At 64.1% G+C, this 4,359-nt stretch carries 3 protein-coding genes; all 3 read right to left on the bottom strand.

What is annotated here, in order from left to right; genetic code table 11:
- Window positions 1-283 precede the first annotated feature (283 nt).
- Genes araA through araB form a run of 3 tightly spaced genes read right to left on the bottom strand, consistent with a single transcriptional unit; the run spans window position 284 to window position 4,265 of the window.
- Window positions 284-1,804, bottom strand: a complete 1,521-nt coding sequence (gene araA / locus ACPJW8_RS01435) for an L-arabinose isomerase (protein ID WP_330187919.1) — start codon at window positions 1,802-1,804, stop codon at window positions 284-286.
- 32 nt (window positions 1,805-1,836) lie between these two features.
- Window positions 1,837-2,529 (bottom strand): L-ribulose-5-phosphate 4-epimerase, encoded by a 693-nt coding sequence (locus ACPJW8_RS01430; protein ID WP_330187920.1) that lies wholly within the window; start codon window positions 2,527-2,529, stop codon window positions 1,837-1,839.
- Window positions 2,526-4,265 carry a ribulokinase gene (gene araB / locus ACPJW8_RS01425; RefSeq protein WP_330187921.1) on the bottom strand — a complete coding sequence of 580 codons (1,740 nt, stop codon included), beginning with the start codon at window positions 4,263-4,265 and terminating at the stop codon, window positions 2,526-2,528. The genes ACPJW8_RS01430 and araB overlap by 4 nt, the downstream gene beginning before the upstream one ends.
- Between the last annotated feature and the right edge of the window lie 94 nt (window positions 4,266-4,359).

The following is a 4,359-nucleotide window of genomic DNA, read 5'->3' as shown; positions in this document are numbered from 1 at the left end:
GGAAATGTTCACGACGAACTGACCCCATGGACTCGTAAATCCCCAATATGCGCAGGGCTGCAGTGCACCCCGTAACGCTGTCTGCCGCATAAGAAGCGGCAACCACGCTTGCCTCCCCGCGGCCGTGTCCGTTGCTCCCGGATCCCGGCTGCGAAACTTTGGTGGGACCGGTGATCGATCCCAAGCTGGAGATTACGCCTGCGGGAATTTTTAAGTCAAGCACTTTTATTAACTAATAGTTGACAGTCCGTTTCGCGGCGTTGTAAAAGCCCGAAATACCGGGCTAAAGCCCTCCTGCCAGCCGGTAATAGGCCGCATTCCAGGCGAGCTCTTTCTTGAATTGTTTGATGGTGGTTCCCTCGTCGATGGTCAGCAATTCGGTTTCCGCGATCTCGGCGAAGTCCTCGAAAACCTCCATGCCAACCGCCGTGCTGAGCACGGTGTGGTGGGCTGCGCCGGCGGTCAGCCAGGCGGCGGCCGAGGTGGCGAAATCGGGCTTGGGCTGCCACAGGGCGCGGGCCACCGGCAGGTTGGGGAGGGGCTGGTCCAGGTCCACCACGTCCACGGCGTTGGCCACCAGCCGGAAGCGGTCGCGCATATCAGATAGCGCCACCACCACACCGGGCGAGGCATCAGTGTCAAAGACCATCCGGACCGGGTCTTCCTTGCCGCCGATTCCCAGCGGGTGGATCTCGATGCGGGGTTTGCGTGCGGTCAGCGAGGGGCAGATTTCCAGCATGTGGGCGCCCAGGATCTTCTCCTCGCCGGGCACCAGGTGGTACGTGTAGTCCTCCATCAGGGACGCGCCGCCGGGCAGTCCGGAGCCCATCACCTTGGCCGCGCGGACCAGGATTGCCGTCTTCCAGTCACCCTCTGCACCAAAGCCGTAGCCGTCCGCCATGAGCCGCTGAACGGCCATTCCGGGAAGCTGGCGCAGCCCGCCCAGGTCCTCGAAGGACGTGGTGAAAGCGGCTGAGCCGTTTGCTTCCAGGATGGCCCGCAGGCCCAGTTCAATCCGGGCGCTGTAGCGCAGTGACTCGTGGCGGGCACCGCCTTCCTGGAGCTCCGGAACCACCTCGTAAAGGCGCTGGTACTCCGCCACCAGGGCGTCGACGTCGGACTCTGAAGCGATGTCCACCGCCTCCACCAGCTCGTTGACGGACCAGGTGTTCACCGAGACGCCGAAGCGGAGTTCCGCCTCGGTTTTGTCGCCTTCGGTGACGGCAACGTTGCGCATATTGTCGCCAAAACGGGTGAGTTTCAGCGTCCGGATGGCCGCCCAGCCGGCTGCCGCACGCTGCCAGGAGCCCACCTGGCGGGTCACTTCCGGGTTGGAAACATGCCCGACGACGGTCTTCCGCGGCACCCCGAGCCGGCTCTGGATGTAGCCGAATTCGCGGTCGCCGTGGGCTGCCTGGTTGAGGTTCATAAAGTCGAAATCGATGTCCGCCCAGGGCAGTTCCACGTTCGCCTGGGTGTGCAGGTGGAGCAGCGGCTTGCGCAGCAGGTCAAGGCCCTGGATCCACATCTTGGCCGGGCTGAAAGTGTGCATCCACGCGGTCACGCCAATAACGGCGTCGTCGGAATTGGCATCCAGCGCCATCCGCCGGATGGCGTCCGAGTCCGTCAGGACCGGCTTCCAGACCAGCTTCACCGGCACGTCGGAGGAGGCGTTGAGGGCATCGGAAATCTCCCGCGACTGGGACGCCACCTGCTTCAAAACATCCTCGCCATAAAGGTGCTGGCTGCCGGTCAGAAACCAGACTTCATAGTGGTCAAGGGTGGTGGATGCTGCTGCATTCATAACTGTTCTCCTGGGAATCCGGGGCGCCGGCGTTAATTGCCGTAAACGTTTTGGTAGCGGTCAAAAAGCGGTCTGACCTGCGACGACTCAATAAGTTCCGGCTGGCCTAATTGCCGGGAAATGTGGATGGTGCGGGCAACTTCCTCACACATAACGGCAGCTTTAACAGCCGATTTCGCATCCGGGCCAATGGTGAAAGGGCCATGGTTTTTCATCAGGACGGCCGGTGAATTCGAATTCTTGAGCGTCTCAACAATGCCCTGCCCAATAGAGTCATCACCGATCAAGGCGAACGGTCCCACGGGAATCGGGCCGCCGAATTCGTCGGCCATCATGGTCAGGACGCAGGGGATTTCCTCGCCCCGGGCTGCCCATGCCGTGGCGTAGGTGGAGTGCGTGTGCACTACCCCGCCGACGTCGGGCATATTCCGGTAGACGTACGCATGCGCTGCAGTGTCCGACGACGGCGACAACGGCGGGTTGCCCCACTCACCGTCAGCATTACCAGCCACGGGCACCCCGTACAGGTCAGTGACCACCATGGCGTCCGGTGTGAGCTGGTCATAGGAAACCCCGGATGGTTTGATCACCATCAGATCATGGCCGGGCACCCGGGCGGAGACGTTTCCCGCCGTCCAGACCACCAGCTCGTAGCGGGTCAGCTCGGCATGGAGCACGCAGACCTGCTCGCGCACGGTTGCAATAAGCTCCAGGAGCGCGCTCATGCGAAGACCCCCGCAGGCACCGTGGAAGAGTTGCGCGCGTTCCGCTGGATGGCCTTGAGCCGGTGCATTACCTCGTTGCCGCCGCGGCCGAAGTAATCGTGAAGCGCCCGGTATTCCTGGTACAGGGCGTTATAGGCGGCTACATTTTCCGGAATGGGAACATAAACGTCGCCGGGTTCTGCGCCCATGGCAGCGGCCGCGGCGCGGATGTCCGGGTACTCGCCGGCAGCCACCGCGGCGTGGATCGCAGAGCCCAGCGCCGGGCCCTGTTCGGAGCCGATCGTGGAGAGTTGCAGGCCGGTGACATCAGCGTAGATCTGCATCAGCAACCGGTTTTTCAGCAGGCCGCCGGCCACAATGAACTCCTTCACCGGCACGCCCGCATCACGGAATGCCTCCACAATGGTGCGGGTGCCAAACGCCGTTGCTTCAAGGAGCGCACGGTAGGTGTCCTCCGGTTTCGTCGCCAGGGTCTGCCCCACCACCAGGCCGGAAAGTTCATGGTCCACCAGCACCGAGCGGTTGCCGGAATGCCAGTCCAGCGCGATCAGGCCGTGCTCCCCGATCGCCTGTCCGGCGGCCAGGTCCGTCAGGAATTCGTGGATCCCAAGGCCCGCAGCCGCGGCCGCCTGGTGGTATTCCGGGGGCACGCCGGCCCGGGTGAACCAGCCGAAAATATCGCCAACTCCGGACTGTCCGGCCTCGTATCCCCACAGCCCGTCCACGATGCCCCCGTCCACCACGCCGCACATGCCGGGGACTTCGCGGAGTTCGGAGCCGTTCATCACATGGCAGGTGGACGTGCCCATAATGGCCACCAGCTGGCCGGGGTCAACAGCCCTCGCGGCCGGGGCGGTCACGTGTGCATCAACGTTGCCCACAGCCACGGCGATGCCTTCGGGAAGCCCTGTCCAGGCCGCAGCTTCGGCCGTGAGCGTTCCGGCCGCCTCGCCCAGCCGGCCAATCCGGTGTTCCACTTTTTCGCCGACGAATCCTGCAAAATCCGGGTTCAGTGCAGCCAGGAATTCCTGCGACGGGTAGGCGCCGTCCTGGAAGATGCCCTTGTAGCCGGCAGTGCAGGCGTTGCGTACGTACTCGCCGCAGAGCTGCCAGACAATCCAGTCCGCGGCCTCCACCCAGTGGTCCATGGCCGCGTACAGCTCCGGGTCTTCCTCCAGCAGCTGCAGGCCCTTGGCGAACTCCCATTCGGAGGAAATCAGGCCGCCGTACCGGGGAAGCCAGCTTTCGCCGCGGTCCGCCGCCAGCTGGTTGATCCGGTCCGCCTGGGGCTGCGCGGCGTGGTGGCGCCACAGCTTCACGTAAGCATGCGGACGGTCCGCATAGCCCGGAACCTCGTTCAGCGGGGTACCGTCCGCCAGCGTGGGGACCATGGTGCAGGCGGTGAAGTCCGTGGCAATTCCCACCACGTCCGCGGCATCGATTCCGGCATCCGCGACGGCAGCGGGTACCGCCCGGCGGAGCACCTCGCGGTAGTCGTTGGGCACCTGCAGCGCCCATTCGCGCGGCAGCCGGGTGCCGCCGTCGGGCAGCTTGTCCGCACCGGGCAGGGTGTCCGTGACCACCGCATGCGGGTAGTCGAATACCCCGCTGCCCAGTTCCTTGCCGTCACTCACGCGGACCACAACGGCCCTGCCTGAGAGCGTGCCGTAGTCCACGCCGATCACGTACTTTTGCTGATCCGTGCCGTTCCGCGCGACGCCTGCGTTGCCGTCCATAAGTCCTCCAATAACCTCGGCCAGAGTTGGGCCTGCGTTAATTGTGAGCGCTAACAAGAGAGGTGTCAAGGTCGTCGGTTCGCGGATGTGCTTT

It is taken from the genome of Pseudarthrobacter sp. J47 (assembly GCF_049810315.1).
Lineage (GTDB): Bacteria > Actinomycetota > Actinomycetes > Actinomycetales > Micrococcaceae > Arthrobacter.
This window is presented reverse-complemented; position numbering and strand designations above follow the sequence as displayed.

Coding starts and splice junctions, on each gene's coding strand:
- araB (WP_330187921.1), bottom strand. CDS start 4,265: ATGGACGGCAACGCAGGCGTCGCGCGGAACGGCACGGATCAGCAAAAG.
- araA (WP_330187919.1), bottom strand. CDS start 1,804: ATGAATGCAGCAGCATCCACCACCCTTGACCACTATGAAGTCTGGTTT.
- ACPJW8_RS01430 (WP_330187920.1), bottom strand. CDS start 2,529: ATGAGCGCGCTCCTGGAGCTTATTGCAACCGTGCGCGAGCAGGTCTGC.